Below are 13,471 nucleotides of genomic sequence, written 5' to 3' on the forward strand. Positions count from 1 at the left end.
TACAACGAAACAACCCGTCCCTCAGGTAGACGCCCTTGGGAGGGCATCCACGTCACTCCCCTTGCGTGATCGCTTCGCTGGCCGTCGCTGGCGGCGAACCGTGCCGTCGCCATGGATGACGGCGGCTGAACATGACCAGATAGCACCCTACCACCCAAACCAGCGCGGCACACCATCCGGCCAGGATGTCCGAGGGGTAATGCACCCCCAGATACACCCGGGAAACGCTTACCAGCAGGCTGAACGACGGCGCCAGCAGCAGCACCGGCCAGCGCCAGCGGGTATTCCAGGCCAGCAGCATCAGGGTGACCGCCAGGGTCATCGAGCCCATCGCGTGGCCGCTGGGGAAACTGAACGTGGATTCCGGCGCAATCGATTCCCACAGGCTGGGCCGGTCACGCTGGAAGAAGTGCTTGCTGCCCATGTTCAGCAGCGCGGACCCTACAAAGCTCACGGCCACGAAGGTCGCTTCGCGCCACCGCCGGTGCCAGGCCAGTGCGCCGACAATCAGCACATCGGCCGGGATCAGGAACCACTCGTAACCCAGTTTCGACAGCAGCACGAAGATGCGGTCCAGCCACGGCGAATGCAGGCCGTGCATCTGCCACAGCAGCGGCGCATCGAAATGGAAGGACTCGAACTCATGCACTTCGTCGGCCAATGCGACGAATCCGGCCAGCGGCAGCAGCACACCGGCAAACAGCAACAGCAGCCGCCAGGCATTGCGCGCCATCCAGTGGCGGAAACCGGAGGCTGGCTCCGGTGCAGCGAGGATCGTCGGCTTACCCGGCGCTTCGGACATAGGTGCGTTCAACGTAATCATCGATCAGGGCGACGAATTCCTGCGCGATGTTCTCGCCACGCAGGGTCACCTTCTTCTCGCCATCGACGAACACCGGTGCCGACGGCGCTTCGCCGGTACCCGGCAGCGAGATGCCGATGTTGGCATGCCGCGACTCACCGGGCCCGTTGACCACGCAGCCCATCACCGCCAGGGTCATGTTCTCCGCACCCGGGTGCTGGATCTTCCACAGCGGCATCTTTTCGCGCACGTGGTTCTGCACCACCTTGGCCAGTTCCTGGAAGAACTCCGAAGTGGTACGGCCGCAGCCCGGGCAGGCCGTGACCAGCGGGGTGAACGCGCGCTGCCCGGTGGTCTGCAGCAGTTCCTGGGCAACGATCACTTCCTGCGTACGCGACTGGCCCGGTTCGGGCGTCAGCGAAATGCGGATGGTGTCGCCGATGCCTTCCTGCAGCAGCACGCTCAGCGCCGCCGCCGAGGCGACGATGCCCTTGCTGCCGATACCGGCTTCGGTCAGGCCCAGATGCAGGGCGAAGTCCGAACGCTGGGCCAGGTCGCGGTAGACCGCGATCAGTTCCTGCACGCCGCTGACCTTGGCCGAAAGGATGATGCGATCGCGCGGCAGACCGATGTCCACGGCCTGCTCTGCCGAATCCAGCGCCGAACGGATCAGCGCCTCGCGCAGCACGCGGCCGGCGTCCCAGGGCTGTTCGCGATGGTTGTTCTCGTCCATCAGCTTCGCCGCCAGGGCCTGGTCCAGCGAGCCCCAGTTGGCGCCGATGCGCACCGGCTTGTTGTAGCGGATGGCGAACTCGATCAGCTGGGCGAACTGCAGGTCCTTCTTCTTGCCGAAGCCCACGTTGCCCGGGTTGATGCGGTACTTGGCCAGCGCTTCGGCACAGGCCGGTTCGGCCGTCAGCAGCTGATGGCCGTTGTAGTGGAAGTCGCCGATCAGCGGGACATCGATGCCCATCATCGCCAGCTTGTCGACGATGCGCGGGATCGCCGCGGCCGCTTCGACGGTGTTGACGGTCAGGCGCACCATTTCCGAGCCGGCGCGCCAGAGCTCGGCGACCTGCTTCACGCTGGACGCCACGTCGGAGGTGTCGGTGTTGGTCATCGACTGCACCACCACCGGCTTGCCACCGCCCACGGTGACTCCACCGATCTGGACCGATTGGGTCAGGCGACGGGGCCAGGCAGTGGCATCGGAGGGGGCTGTAGGGCGGGTGACGGCGTCATGCATGCGGGCATTCTAACGCCCGCCCCGACCTTGCGGGTGTGTCGCATTCAGGCGACAGTGCGGCTGCGGCCGATTGTCGCAGGCAGGCATCCCCGCGAACGCATACGATGGGCGCGAATGACTGGTCCCGACGCCCCGTTTCTCCGAACCCTGTGCAGCCTGCGCTGGCTGGCCGTGGCTGGCCAGGCGGCCACCATCCTGGTCGCCACCTGGGTGCTGGGACTGCCGTTGCCGCAACTGCCGTTGTGGTCGGGCGTGGCCGTGCTTGCCGTATTCAACCTGTATACGCAACTGCGCCCGGAACCGGCCGATACCGCGCCGCTGACCGCCTTCGGCCACATCCTGGTGGACGTGATCATCCTCACCTGGATGGTCAGCTGGAGCGGCGGCATCGCCAATCCGTTCGGCTCGCTGTTCCTGATCCTGATCGCCCTGGCCGCGTTCGCCCTGCCCCTGCGCTGGGCCCTGGCCGTGGCCAGCGCCTGCCTGCTGGGCTATGCCGCCAGCGGACTGTTTGGGCAACCGCTGCCGGCCGGCTACTTCAACGCACTGGACCTCAATCGCTGGGGCGTGATCGCCACCTTCCTGCTGTCCGCTGCGGTGGTGCTGATCTTCTCCACCCGGCTGGCGATCGCCCTGCGCGAGCGCGAGCTGGAACTGTCGGCGCTGCGCGAACGCTTCGCGCGCAACGAAGGCATCGTCGCCCTGGCCACGCATGCGGCCTCGGTGGCGCACGAACTGAACACGCCGCTGGCGACGATGACCCTGCTTGCCGACGACGTGGCCGAGCGCAGCGAAGAACCGGAAGTGCGCGAGGACATGGAAACCCTGCGCGAGCTGCTGGTGCAGTGCCGCGAGCGTGTGCTGGCACTGGCCGCGCCGGCCTCCAACGACCGCCCCGGGCGCGCCCACTCCACGGCCCAGCAGGTGCTGGAGCAATGGCGGCTGGTGCGCCCGACCATCGACCTGCACCGCAACGACGACGCACCGCTGCGCCTGCCACTGGACCCCGGCGTCGGCCACCTGCTGATGGTGCTGCTGAACAACGCCGCCGACGCCGGCGAGCAGGCCGGACGACCGCGCGTCGACCTCAGCCTGCGCATCGAAGGCGACGACCTGATCGGCGAAGTGCGCGACTACGGCCATGGCTTCAACGCCCGCGCCGCCGTGCTGCCGGGCAAGCTGTTCGGCAGCAGCAAGAGTGAAGGCATGGGCGTCGGTCTTGCGCTGTCCCATGCCACCATCGAACGCCTGGACGGCGAGATGTGGATGCGCCCGGCCCAAGGGGCCGGTAGCCGCGTCGGCTTCCGCCTGCCGCTGGCCCCCCGCGAGGAATGACCATGACTGCTTCCACCCTTGGCCTGCTGGTCGACGACGACGAACTCTACCTGCGCACGCTGCAGCGCAGCCTGGCCCGCAAAGGGCTGGAGACGCAGACCGCACAGGATGCCGCCAGCGCACTGGCACTGGCGCGCCAGCATCCGCCAGCGTTCGCACTGATCGATCTGAAGCTGGGCAGCGATTCCGGCCTGGCGCTGATCCAGCCGCTGCGCGCGCTGCGTGCGGACATGCGGATCCTGCTGGTGACCGGCTATGCCAGCATCGCCACCGCAGTGGAAGCGATCAAGCTGGGTGCGGACGACTACCTGCCCAAGCCCTCCACAGTGCCGATGATCCTGCGCGCGCTGGGCGAGGAAGACGACGGCCCCGCTGATGACGGCGAGATGGAAGTGCCCGATGCGATGACCCCGATCAGCCGCCTGCAGTGGGAGCACATCCAGCAGGCGATGCACGAAACCGGCGGCAACGTGTCGGCCGCCGCGCGCCTGCTCGGCATGCACCGGCGTTCGCTGCAGCGAAAGCTGGCCAAGCGGCCGAGCCCGGAGCGCGATCCGAGCCGGTAACGCGGCGTCATATCCGCCGGGCATGGCCCGGAGCTACCGGCGTAACGAAGGGTAGCGCCGGGCCATGCCCGGCGGCATTCCCCGCCCGCGTCAGCCCTTCAGCTGGGCCAGCAGCGCACGGGTCAGCGGGTCGTTGACCTCGACATCCTCACCCTGCAGAGCGGGCAGCAGGCCGCTGGCCAGCTGCTTGCCCAGTTCGACACCGAACTGGTCGAAAGCGTTGATGTTCCAGATCACCGACTGCACGTACACCGCGTGTTCGTACATCGCGATCAAGGCGCCCAGCGCCTGCGGGGTGAGCGCGTCGAGCAGGATCATCGTGCTCGGGCGGCCACCCGGGTAATCGCGGTGCGGATCGTCACTGCCCTGGCCGTTGGCCAGCGCTTCGGTCTGCGCCAGCAGGTTGGCCATCAGCGCCTGGTGATTGACCGTATACGGATCATCGTTGTGCACGCAGCCGATGAAATCGGCCGGGATGATGCTGGTGCCCTGGTGCAGGGCCTGGAAGAAGCTGTGCTGCACATCGGTGCCGGCACCGCCCCACCACACCGGCACGGTGTCGGTGGTGACCGGCTGGCCATCGCGCTGCACGCGCTTGCCCAGGCTTTCCATCACCAGCTGCTGCAGGTAGGCCGGCAGCAGCGCCAAGCGCTGGTCGTAGGTCATCACCGCATGCGTGGCAGAGCCCAGCAGATTGCGGTTCCAGATGTCGGTCAGGCCGTGCAGCACCGGCAGGTTGCGCTCCAGCGGCGCGTCCAGCGCATGCGCATCCATCTGCGCGGCGCCTTCCAGCAACTGCTCGAAACGCTCGAAGCCGATGGCCAGTGCGATCGGGAAACCGACGGCCGACCACAGCGAATAGCGCCCCCCTACCCAGTCCCACATCGGCAGCACGCGCTCGGCGGCGATGGCGAAGGCCTTGGCGGCGCGTTCCGGATTGGCGCTGACCGCGTACAGGCGCTCGCTGCCACCCAGCCAATCGTGCAGGATCTGGCCGTTGAGCAGGGTTTCCTGGGTACCGAAGGTCTTGGAAATGAGGATGCCGGCGGTCTTCGCCGGATCCAGCGTGGCCAGCGTGCGCTGCATGGCAGCGCCGTCCACGTTAGACACGAAATGCACGCGCAGGCGAGCGCCAGTGACTGGACGCAGTGCGTCGGCGACCAGACGCGGACCGAGATCGGAACCGCCGATGCCGACACTGACCACATCGGTCACGCCACTGTCTTCCAGTGCGCGCACCAGCACGCCCATGCGCTGGCGGATTTCGCGGGCCGTGGCATAGGCCTCGGCGGCAACCGGCGCATCGACCACGTCGCCGCGCAGTGCGGTGTGCAGTGCGGCGCGGCCTTCGGTCAGATTGACCTGCTCGCCACGGAACAGGCGCGTGATGGCGCCGCCGACATCACGTTCGGCAGCCAGCGCCAACAGTGCCTGCAACGCCGCGGCATCGTATTTCTGCCGGGCGAAGTTGACATACAACGGACCGACCCGCAGCGCCAGGTCCTGTACGCGGCCGGGTTCGGCGGCGAGCAGGCTGGGGATGCTTGCGCCCTTCAGGCGCTGGGCGTGGGAATGCAGCGAGTCGAATCCGTTGTTCGTTGTCATGCGGCCTGGGTCGGGATCGTGTCGTTGGTGTGGGAGATCTGGTTGTTGCCATCCACGTACACCAGCTTCGGCTTGAAGCTGTCGGCTTCCTGCTCGGTCATGCTGGCGAAGGCGGCAATGATGATGATGTCACCGACCTGCACGTGGCGCGCGGCGCCCCCATTGAGCGAGACGACGCCGCTGCCGGCTTCGGCGCGGATCGCGTAGGTCGAGAAGCGCGCACCGTTGGTCACGTCCCAGATGTGCACCTGCTCGAATTCACGGATGCCGGTGGCAGCCAGCAGGTTGTCATCGATGGCGATCGAGCCTTCGTAGTTCAGCTCGGAATGGGTGACGGTGGCGCGGTGGATCTTGGTCTTGAGCAGGGACAGGTGCATGGGGGCGCTGCAACGGCAAAGGAAAGAGCGGATTCTAGCACCCGCTTGGCCGTCATCAGGGGGCTGGGACGGGACGCTGAAGACCGTTCAGGCGCCCTCTTCCGGTAGCGCTGCCGGGGCATGCCCGCAGGCGCCCTGCAGCGACAGGCCGAACACCGTATGGAAGGCCAGCCCGGCGACCAGGCCGAAACCGCCCGCGGCCAGCACCGACAGACCGTAGCTGATCACGTCGAAGGTATCGACATAGCGCAGGCGCTGCAGCAGCGGACCATTGTCCGCACCCGGCCAGGCGCAGGTCGCCATGGCCAGCGCGCCCAGCCCGAACCCCACGATCAGGAAGGCAGTCCGGCGCAGGCGCCCCTGCGACCGCAGGATCAGCGCCATCGGCAGCAACACCGCGATGGCGTTGCACACGCACAGCACGAACATCAGCGCACCGCCGGTGAGTGCCGGTACGGGCGTACGCGCGAAGTCGAGCGCGAACAACAGGCCGCCCATCAGCTGGGCCGGCACCATGCCGGCGGCCAGTACCGCCAGGATCGAGGCCCGGGCAAGACGGCCGGTAGTGGTGGGGGTATTCATTTCCAGTCTCCCGTCCATGGGAAGGTGAGAGGCGCCCGCTGCGGGCGCCCCTGAGCCGCATGCGGCTCAGAACTCCAGGTTGTCGATCAACCGGGTGGTGCCCAAGCGGGCGGCGATCAGGGCCACGCGGCCACCGCCATCAAAGGTCGGTTCGGCCAGTTCCGGGGTGCGCAGCACCGCGTAGTCGACCTGGAAACCGGCCGCCTGCAGCGCAGCGACGGCGTCGGCCTCGATGCGTTCACGGCCGTGCCCGACGACATAACCTTCGCGCATGCCCAGCAGGGTGCGATGAAGCGTGGTCGCCAAGGGACGCTGCTCGGCGCTGAGGTACTGGTTGCGCGAGCTCTTGGCCAGGCCATCCTCATCCCGCACGATCTCGGCACCGACGATCTGGATCGGGAACGACAACTCGGCCACCATCTGCTTGATGACTGCCAACTGCTGGTAGTCCTTGCGGCCGAACACGGCCACGTCCGGCTGCACCTGCAGGAACAGCCGCGCCACCACCGTGCACACGCCATCGAAATGGCCCGGGCGGCTGGCGCCTTCCAGCACTTCACTGACGCCGGGCGCATGCATCTGCGTGGTCTTGTCCACGCCCAGCGGGTACATCGCTTCGACGCTGGGCAGCCACACCGCATCGCAGCCCACCTGCTCCAGCCCGGCCACATCGGCTTCGGGGGTGCGCGGATAGCGGCTGAAATCCTCGTTCGGCCCGAACTGCGTCGGGTTGACGAAGATGCTGGCCACCACCTTGTCGGCGTACTGCTTTGCCAGGGTGATCAGCGCATGGTGCCCGCCATGCAGATTGCCCATGGTCGGCACCAGCGCCACGCGCAGGCCCTCGCCCTTCCACTGCGCGATCTGCGCGCGCAATGCACCGAGTTCGTTGAAGGTCTGGATCATTGGGCGTACGCGTGCTCTTCGTCGGGGAAGCTGCCATCGCGCACGGCATCGGCGTAGGCACGGGTGGCACCGGCCACCGAGCCACCTTCGGCCAGGAAGTCCTTGACGAACTTCGGACGACGGTGACCACTGTCCAGGCCGAGGAAGTCGTGCAGCACCAGCACCTGGCCGTCGCACTGCGGGCCAGCACCGATGCCGATGGTCGGCACGGGAACGGCCGCGGTGACGGCAGCGGCAACCGGCGTCGGCACGCATTCGAGCACCATGATGCTGGCGCCCGCCTCGGCAACGGCCTTGGCGTCGTCCACCAGCTGGCGCGCGGCATCGCCACGGCCCTGGATCTTGAAGCCACCCAGGCGCAGCACCGACTGCGGGGTCAGGCCCAGGTGCGAACAGACCGGAATCTCACGCTCGACCAGGTAACGGATGATGTCGACCTTGAAGCCGGCGCCTTCGATCTTGACCATCTCCGCGCCTGCCTGCAGCAGTTGCAGCGAAGCATCCAGCGCGCGTTCCGGGGTGGCGTCGGCACCGAACGGCAGGTCGGCGATCAGCAGCGCGCGCTGCAGCACGCGCGCCACTGCGCGGGTGTGATAGACCATGTCGGCGACGGTCACCGGCAGGGTCGAATCGTGGCCCTGCACGACCATGCCCAGCGAATCGCCGATCAGGATCAGGTCGACGCCATTGGCATCGAAGGTGCGGGCGAAGCCTGCATCGTAGGCGGTCAACATGACCAGCTTCTGGCCATTGCGCTTGGCCTCGGCCAAGGCGGGAACGGTCCAGGGCTTGCTGTCTGCGTGGGTGCTCATGTGCTGATAACCGGGGGAGATAACCCGGGCATTATCACCCTAACGGCGCGATCCCGCAGGCATCCACCCGCATCACTGCATCCCGCACGCGGCCATGGCCGGGAATGGCCAGATCGGCGGCGATTTCGGCCAACGGCACCAACACGAACGCCCGCTCGTGCAGGTAGGGATGCGGCACTTTCAGCTCGGGCAGGTCCAGCACCTGCTCGCCGAACAGCAGCAGGTCCAGATCCAGCGCACGCGGGCCCCAGTGCACGGCAGGGTCGCGTACGCGGCCGAAGCGCTGCTCCAGCGCGAGCATGGCCTGCAGCAGTGCGACAGCGGACAGGTCAGTGTCGACCGAGGCCACCGCATTGACGAAGGGCGGCTGGTCCTCGTTTCCCCATGCAGGCGTCGCGTACAACCGCGACGCCTGCGTCAGCCGGGTTCCGGGCAGGTCGCCCAGCGCGGCGATGGCCGCGCGGACGGTGTTGGCTGCGTCGCCAAGATTGGCGCCCAGCCCGATCCAGGCAGCGGTCATCGATTACTCGGCAGCACCGGCAGCGGCGCCATCAGGACGACGACGGCGACGACGACGCTTGCGCGGCGCCCCACCTTCCTCATCGCCGGCCTCGCTGTGCAGCGAATCCAGCGACGAATCCAGCTCATGTCCGGACTGCGCCTGCGCTTCGCGCCAGAACGCGACGTCGGCTTCGTGCTCTGCCGAGGCCACCTGGCGCAGGGACAGGAAATCGAAGGCGGCACGGAAACGGGGGTGGCTGAGCGTGCGCATGACGCGCTTGCGCTGACGCGAACTGAAGCGCGCCTGCAGCAGCCAGATTTCCTGCATCGGCAGCGAGAATCGGCGCGGCAATGCGATGGTGCTCAACTGCTGCACGGTGACGCGGTCTGCGGCGCGACGCTGCGCCTCTTCCGGCGCCACGCCCTGCTTGAGCAGGGTTGCCTGCGCGCGGCAATAGGCCGGCCACAGCAACAGCGCGAACAGGAACGCCGGCGACACGGGCTCGTCATTGGCCACGCGTGCATCGGTGTTGGCCAGGCCCTCGACCACCATGCGGCGCAGCGCACCGGTACGGTTCGACTTCAGCGCCTTGGCGCTTTCCGGGAACAACACGTCGAACAGGCCATAGCGCTCCAGTCCTTCGAAGCTGGCCACGCCGTGCCCGGACAGGAACAGCTTCAGGACTTCCTCGAACAGGCGCGCCGGTGCGGCTTCATTGAGCAGGCCGGCCAGCTGCGGGATCGGTGCGGCGGTGCCCTCTTCGATCTGGAAGCCGAGCTTGGCCGCCAGGCGGACCGCACGCAGCATGCGCACCGGGTCTTCCTGGTAGCGCTGCACCGGATCGCCGATCAGCTTCATCAGGCGTGCCTGCACGTCTTCGAAGCCACCGGTGTAGTCACGCACCGAGAAATCCTCGATGGCGTAGTACAGGGCATTGCAGGTGAAGTCGCGGCGGATGGCGTCGTCTTCGATGCTGCCGTACACGTTGTCGCGCACGAGCATGCCGTTTTCCATCTCGCGGTCGCCGCTACCGTCATCGATGTTGGCACGGAAGGTGGCGACTTCGATGATCTCGCGGCCGAACACAACATGGGCCAGGCGGAAACGGCGGCCGATCAGGCGGCAGTTGCGGAACAACTGCTTGACCTGTTCGGGCGTGGCATCGGTGGCCACGTCGAAATCCTTGGGTTGGCCATTGACCAGCAGATCGCGCACCGCGCCGCCGACAAGGTAGGCGCCGAAGCCGGCATCGCGCAGTCGATAAAGCACGCGCAAAGCGTTCGGGCTGATGTCCTTGCGGGAGATCGTGTGCTGGTCGCGCGGGATGACGCGCAGGCTGAACGGTGATGTAGCAGAGGAAATGATGTTGGCGCTTCCGGTTGAAGTTTCGGGATTGCCCAATGGCATCGAGGTGCATATACTAGCGCTCCTGCACCGGCAGCGACACACTGCTCCCTTCGTCTAGTGGTTAGGACGTGGCCCTCTCAAGGCTAAAACAGGGGTTCGAGTCCCCTAGGGAGCACCAGTCGCCGCAGCAGGAACCGAAAAAGCCCGCCTTGAGCGGGCTTTTCTGTTTTCCGGAATCGTGTCATCGACGGGGCTGGTCGCTTGAGCGCCTCCCTGCTATCGGCTTGAGCCGGCGGGGTCACCCAGGGCAGGACACGCCGTGAACCCATCCATGGGGTCTCGATGGCGCCTTGCTCGCGTGCGCTGTCCTGCGCACTCGGCAAGACCTGGGCTGGGCGTCCTGCCCAGCCCGTCCGGCGCATGCGCCGAACCCTTGGCGCCAACGGTCCAGGAAAGGGCGGCCCGCCCCCTCCTGACAATTTCCCGCGACGGCGGCCGCAACAGACTCGGCACCAGGCTTTGAAGCATCCGCCGAAGCCGTATGGCCGGGCGCGAAGGCGGGGCAGTCCGAGCCGGGACCGTTGGCGCCATGGATGGCGCCATCGAGCCCCCAGGGATGGGTTTACGGCGTGTCCCGGCTTGGGCTGCCCCGCCTTCGCTATCGACGACAATCAGGCGCCGACGAAATGCAACCGAAGCCAGGCACACGTCAGCCTTCCATCTGCTCCAGCTCTTTGCCCTTGGTCTCGCGCACGTAGCGGATGACGAAGATGATCGAGAGGATCGCCGCGACGGTGTAGATGCCGTACGCACCGGCCAGGCCGATGCCGGCCAGCAGCATCGGGAAGGTCACGGTGATCGCGAAATTCGACGTCCACTGCGCCGCACCGGCCACCGCCAACGCCGGGCCGCGGATCTGGTTCGGGAACATCTCGCCCAGCATCACCCACATCACCGGGCCCCAGGACATGTTGAAAAACACCACGTAGACATTTGCCGCCACCAGCGCCAGCCGGCCCATGCCGTCGGACAGCTGCAGGCGACCATCGGCCAGGCTGCCACTGGCGAAGGCAACCACCATCAGCACCAGCGCCACCGACATGCCGACCGAACCGACCCACAGCAGCGGCCTGCGGCCGATGCGATCGATCAGCACCACCGTCAGCAGGCACGCTCCGATGCTCAGCGCACCGGACAATACGTTGATCAGCAGCGCGTCGCTTTCGGAGAACCCCACCGCCTGCCAGAGCACGGCACCGTAATAGAAAACCACATTGATGCCGACCAGCTGCTGGAACATCGCCAGGCCGATGCCGACCCAGACGATCGGGCGCAGCTTGCCGGTAGCCTTGCTGAGCAGGTCGCCGAATCGCGGTTTGTGCTGGTCCTGGGCCAGGCTCGCTTCGATCTCGGTCTGCTTGTTCGCCGCGGCACGCTCACCGTACAAACGGCCAAGCACCGCCCTCGCCTGCGCCTGCCGGCCCTTCATCACAAGAAAGCGCGGGCTTTCCGGGATCACCAGCAGCAACAGCAGGAACAACAGCGACGGCAGCGCCTGCATCCAGAACATCCAGCGCCACGCCTCCTGCCCCAGCCAGAGCGGCTCGGTGGAGGCGCCCGCCGCCCGGGCCAGCAGATAATTGCTGAGGAACGCCGCGAACAGGCCGCAGATGATCGCCATCTGCTGCACGGTCGCCAGCCGGCCGCGATAGCGCGCCGACGCGACTTCGGCGATGTAGGCCGGCGACATCACGCTGGCCGCACCGACGGCGAATCCGCCGAGCACGCGTGCGCAGACGAACAGCCAGGACGCGTGTGCAGCGCCGGCGCCCAGCGCCGACACCAGAAACATCACGGCCGCCACGATCAACACGCCGCGACGTCCCAGCCGGTCGCCCAGCCAGCCGGCCGCGAACGCGCCGATCGCGCACCCCAGCAGCATCGAGGCGACCTCGAAGCCGAGCGCGGCCTCGCTGGAGTTGAAGGCCTGGCGCAGGCCGTCGACGGTGCCATTGATGACGCCACTGTCGAAACCGAACAGGAAACCACCCAAGGTGGCTGCGCAACTGATCAGGACGATGAAGGCGGTGTTCTCACCGCCATTTGAGGCGGCACCGGGCTGGACTGGCGACATGAAGGATCCTGCAAGGAAGGGAGCCGACCGAAGCGGGCCGGCGGCCCTGGCAGCGTCGCACAGGGCGGGCATGCCGCGAAATGGGCATTCCGGACACCAATCCGCCCCACTTTCACACGGCAACCGGCAGCGGGGGCCAACCTGTTCTAGAATTGGCAGGTTCAGAAAGCGATCCGCCCCCTACCCATGCCCTTTGTCGTCACCGAAAACTGCATCAAGTGCAAACACACCGATTGCGTGGAAGTGTGCCCCGTGGATTGCTTCCACGAAGGCCCGAACTTCCTGGTGATCGACCCGGACGAGTGCATTGACTGCACCCTCTGCGAACCCGAGTGCCCGGTCAACGCGATCTTCCCGGAAGACGATGTTCCCGCTGGCCAGGAAGGCTTCGTCGCCCTCAACGCCGAGCTGGCGAAGGAGTGGCCGGTACTGACCGTACGCAAGGACCCGCCGGCCGACGCGGGCGAGTGGGACGGCAAGCCGGACAAGCTGAAGCTGCTGGAGCGCTGAGGCGCCGGCAGCGCTGCTTTGGTAGCTGCCAACCTTGGCTGGCACAAAGCGCCGACCAAGGTCGGCCTCTACCACGACAGGTACAACCAGCAGGCAATAAAAAGGGCGCCCAGGGCGCCCTTTTCCGTTCTGGCCTTGGTAGGTGCCAACCTTGGTTGGCACGCCGGCCAAGATCGGCCTTTACCACGGCAGGTACGAACCCGCAGGTCCGCACCCGCCGGACCGGCCATTACGGGGCCAGCTTCGCCTTCAGCGCGGCAATCAGCTTCACCGGCGCTGCGGCGGTGGCCGGCAGGCCACGCGGGTCGACTGCGGAGATATACGCACCGGCGTCGACGGCGACCACGCGGACCAGGAAGTTGCTGCCTTCATAGGCCACGTCGTACGAGCCCAGCAGCTGCGCGCGGGTGGCGATGGTCAGGCCTTCCACGCCTTCCAGCGCGGTACCGACCTTGGCGAAGGCTTCATCCTTGCTGCCGGCAACGGTGAAGCCGGTGGCGCTGACCGCCGGAGCGGCGGCGGCCGGCGTGGCTGGCTTGGTCGCCGAGCTCAGGGTCGGCACCTGGTTGTTGCCGGCGCCTGCCGGCAGGTTCAGGTCCGGCGGCACTTCCAGCGGACGCATTTCCGGGGCCAGGGCGTAGTCGCCCTTGACGCCACGCTTGAAGCAACCGGTGGTACCCGCAACAGTGGCGACGGCAAGGAGCGCGAAGGACAGCACGCGGACGGCGGAAACGGATTGGCGCATGT

Annotated in this window: 14 protein-coding genes and 1 tRNA gene; 4 read left to right on the forward strand and 11 right to left on the reverse strand. The window is 67.0% G+C overall.

The window, feature by feature from the left end; all coding sequences use genetic code 11:
• Positions 1-52: 52 nt before the first annotated feature.
• Complete coding sequence (locus MRBLST15_RS05245) at positions 53-802, reverse strand: phosphatase PAP2 family protein (protein ID WP_312705852.1); 750 nt, start codon at positions 800-802, stop codon at positions 53-55.
• Entirely contained in the window at positions 783-2,048 is a 1,266-nt protein-coding gene (gene ispG / locus MRBLST15_RS05250; RefSeq protein WP_099820139.1) for a flavodoxin-dependent (E)-4-hydroxy-3-methylbut-2-enyl-diphosphate synthase, read from the reverse strand. Before ispG ends, MRBLST15_RS05245 begins: the two co-directional genes overlap by 20 nt.
• 114 nt (positions 2,049-2,162) lie before the next feature.
• Between ispG and MRBLST15_RS05255 the strand changes: the two genes are divergently transcribed.
• Together MRBLST15_RS05255 and MRBLST15_RS05260 are read left to right on the forward strand one after the other, a co-directional pair.
• Positions 2,163-3,383 (forward strand): ATP-binding protein, encoded by a 1,221-nt coding sequence (locus MRBLST15_RS05255; RefSeq protein ID WP_093819996.1) that lies wholly within the window; start codon positions 2,163-2,165, stop codon positions 3,381-3,383.
• On the forward strand, positions 3,380-3,949 hold the full coding sequence (locus MRBLST15_RS05260) for a response regulator transcription factor (protein ID WP_032952096.1): 570 nt from the start codon (positions 3,380-3,382) through the stop codon (positions 3,947-3,949). The genes MRBLST15_RS05255 and MRBLST15_RS05260 overlap by 4 nt, the downstream gene beginning before the upstream one ends.
• Before the next feature lie 90 nt (positions 3,950-4,039).
• Here the strand turns inward: MRBLST15_RS05260 and pgi are convergent, their stop codons facing one another.
• From pgi to pcnB, 7 genes are all read right to left on the reverse strand, one after another.
• Entirely contained in the window at positions 4,040-5,554 is a 1,515-nt protein-coding gene (pgi, locus tag MRBLST15_RS05265; protein WP_367785412.1) for a glucose-6-phosphate isomerase, read from the reverse strand.
• Positions 5,551-5,931, reverse strand: coding sequence for an aspartate 1-decarboxylase (gene panD, locus MRBLST15_RS05270; protein ID WP_004153087.1), 381 nt, complete (start codon positions 5,929-5,931; stop codon positions 5,551-5,553). Before panD ends, pgi begins: the two co-directional genes overlap by 4 nt.
• An 87-nt stretch (positions 5,932-6,018) precedes the next feature.
• Positions 6,019-6,513, reverse strand: a complete 495-nt coding sequence (locus tag MRBLST15_RS05275) for a hypothetical protein (RefSeq protein WP_265953228.1) — start codon at positions 6,511-6,513, stop codon at positions 6,019-6,021.
• Positions 6,514-6,579: 66 nt separating this feature from the next.
• A complete protein-coding gene (gene panC, locus MRBLST15_RS05280) occupies positions 6,580-7,419 on the reverse strand; it encodes a pantoate--beta-alanine ligase (RefSeq protein ID WP_367785413.1) in 840 nt (279 codons plus the stop codon).
• A complete protein-coding gene (panB, locus tag MRBLST15_RS05285) occupies positions 7,416-8,231 on the reverse strand; it encodes a 3-methyl-2-oxobutanoate hydroxymethyltransferase (protein ID WP_025878796.1) in 816 nt (271 codons plus the stop codon). The genes panC and panB overlap by 4 nt, the downstream gene beginning before the upstream one ends.
• A 34-nt stretch (positions 8,232-8,265) precedes the next feature.
• Positions 8,266-8,751, reverse strand: coding sequence for a 2-amino-4-hydroxy-6-hydroxymethyldihydropteridine diphosphokinase (folK, locus tag MRBLST15_RS05290; RefSeq protein ID WP_312705856.1), 486 nt, complete (start codon positions 8,749-8,751; stop codon positions 8,266-8,268).
• A gap of 3 nt (positions 8,752-8,754) precedes the next feature.
• The gene (pcnB, locus tag MRBLST15_RS05295) at positions 8,755-10,134 is read right to left on the reverse strand and encodes a polynucleotide adenylyltransferase PcnB (RefSeq protein WP_100464839.1); all 1,380 of its coding nucleotides are present in this window, start codon (positions 10,132-10,134) and stop codon (positions 8,755-8,757) included.
• 49 nt (positions 10,135-10,183) lie between these two features.
• On the opposite strand from pcnB, the gene MRBLST15_RS05300 reads away from it, so the two are divergent.
• Positions 10,184-10,258, forward strand: a tRNA-Glu gene (locus MRBLST15_RS05300).
• Positions 10,259-10,789: 531 nt separating this feature from the next.
• Here the strand turns inward: MRBLST15_RS05300 and MRBLST15_RS05305 are convergent.
• Positions 10,790-12,214 carry a sugar porter family MFS transporter gene (locus MRBLST15_RS05305; protein WP_367785414.1) on the reverse strand — a complete coding sequence of 475 codons (1,425 nt, stop codon included), beginning with the start codon at positions 12,212-12,214 and terminating at the stop codon, positions 10,790-10,792.
• Between the two features lie 186 nt (positions 12,215-12,400).
• Between MRBLST15_RS05305 and fdxA the strand changes: the two genes are divergently transcribed.
• Complete coding sequence (fdxA, locus tag MRBLST15_RS05310; protein ID WP_005409054.1) at positions 12,401-12,724, forward strand: ferredoxin FdxA; 324 nt, start codon at positions 12,401-12,403, stop codon at positions 12,722-12,724.
• A gap of 229 nt (positions 12,725-12,953) precedes the next feature.
• On the opposite strand, the gene MRBLST15_RS05315 is transcribed toward fdxA, so the two are convergent.
• Positions 12,954-13,469 (reverse strand): hypothetical protein, encoded by a 516-nt coding sequence (locus MRBLST15_RS05315; protein WP_100464832.1) that lies wholly within the window; start codon positions 13,467-13,469, stop codon positions 12,954-12,956.
• Positions 13,470-13,471 lie beyond the last annotated feature (2 nt).

This window comes from Stenotrophomonas sp. LST15-1-1.1 (assembly GCF_040815575.1).
GTDB lineage: Bacteria > Pseudomonadota > Gammaproteobacteria > Xanthomonadales > Xanthomonadaceae > Stenotrophomonas > Stenotrophomonas lactitubi_B.

Bases quoted from the DNA above. Each gene is read 5' to 3' on its own strand.
- MRBLST15_RS05305 (WP_367785414.1), bottom strand. From the start codon at position 12,214: ATGTCGCCAGTCCAGCCCGGTGCCGCCTCAAATGGCGGTGAGAACACC.
- folK (WP_312705856.1), bottom strand. From the start codon at position 8,751: ATGACCGCTGCCTGGATCGGGCTGGGCGCCAATCTTGGCGACGCAGCC.
- MRBLST15_RS05255 (WP_093819996.1), top strand. From the start codon at position 2,163: ATGACTGGTCCCGACGCCCCGTTTCTCCGAACCCTGTGCAGCCTGCGC.
- pgi (WP_367785412.1), bottom strand. From the start codon at position 5,554: ATGACAACGAACAACGGATTCGACTCGCTGCATTCCCACGCCCAGCGC.
- MRBLST15_RS05260 (WP_032952096.1), top strand. From the start codon at position 3,380: ATGACCATGACTGCTTCCACCCTTGGCCTGCTGGTCGACGACGACGAA.
- fdxA (WP_005409054.1), top strand. From the start codon at position 12,401: ATGCCCTTTGTCGTCACCGAAAACTGCATCAAGTGCAAACACACCGAT.
- MRBLST15_RS05275 (WP_265953228.1), bottom strand. From the start codon at position 6,513: ATGAATACCCCCACCACTACCGGCCGTCTTGCCCGGGCCTCGATCCTG.
- panC (WP_367785413.1), bottom strand. From the start codon at position 7,419: ATGATCCAGACCTTCAACGAACTCGGTGCATTGCGCGCGCAGATCGCG.
- MRBLST15_RS05245 (WP_312705852.1), bottom strand. From the start codon at position 802: ATGTCCGAAGCGCCGGGTAAGCCGACGATCCTCGCTGCACCGGAGCCA.
- panB (WP_025878796.1), bottom strand. From the start codon at position 8,231: ATGAGCACCCACGCAGACAGCAAGCCCTGGACCGTTCCCGCCTTGGCC.
- MRBLST15_RS05315 (WP_100464832.1), bottom strand. From the start codon at position 13,469: ATGCGCCAATCCGTTTCCGCCGTCCGCGTGCTGTCCTTCGCGCTCCTT.
- ispG (WP_099820139.1), bottom strand. From the start codon at position 2,048: ATGCATGACGCCGTCACCCGCCCTACAGCCCCCTCCGATGCCACTGCC.
- panD (WP_004153087.1), bottom strand. From the start codon at position 5,931: ATGCACCTGTCCCTGCTCAAGACCAAGATCCACCGCGCCACCGTCACC.